Source organism: Vibrio sp. 1562 (genome assembly GCF_033340155.1).
Classification (GTDB): Bacteria; Pseudomonadota; Gammaproteobacteria; order Enterobacterales; family Vibrionaceae; genus Vibrio; species Vibrio alginolyticus.
In genome coordinates, this window is the sequence record NZ_JAWOVY010000646.1 from 1 (window position 1) to 558 (window position 558).

Annotated in this window: 1 protein-coding gene; it reads left to right on the forward strand. The window is 45.0% G+C overall.

Translation table 11 applies throughout. The annotated features are described in order from the left end of the window. The coding region (locus tag R7Z49_RS26860; protein ID WP_318112712.1) for a DUF3581 family protein at nucleotides 1-469 on the forward strand (469 nt) is incomplete at its 5' end. Between the last annotated feature and the right edge of the window lie 89 nt (nucleotides 470-558).

Consider the following 558-nt stretch of genomic DNA (forward strand, 5'->3'; position numbering starts at 1 on the left):
AGAAAGCGCAGTCGTAGATGAGGCAGGCAAAGAATACTTGCACATGTCTCGTGAAGGCGAAACCAATCACAACCCGGCTTTTATTGAGCACGTGGTAACGAATTACGTGCAGTTTTCCGGCATGAACTTCCCGCACATCATGGTTCCTCTTATGGAAGAGAAGCAAATGATGATCAACTGTCAGCGTCCACTGGTTATTTATGAAAGCATGGAAGTGGAATTTTCACGCTTAGACCTTACACATCCTGAAGTGGATTTCACTGGTGCGACGTTTGATGTAGATGGTAAGCGCGGCGTGGTGACTTTGAACTTCGCATTCAAAGAAGACGGTGAAGTGGTCGGTAAAGGTATTAAACGCATGGTAGCGAGTGGTTTGAAGCCATACGATCAAGAAGCCGTTGACGACCTTGTACACCGCTTTAATGAGCGTAAGGATGCGTTCCTAGCAAAGTTCGTTAAGGCAGCGTAACAGACTGCCGAATTAGCGATAACAATCGGATACCAAAAAGAAAGCCCAACGATTAATGTTGGGCTTTCTTTTTACTTAAAAAATGAGTC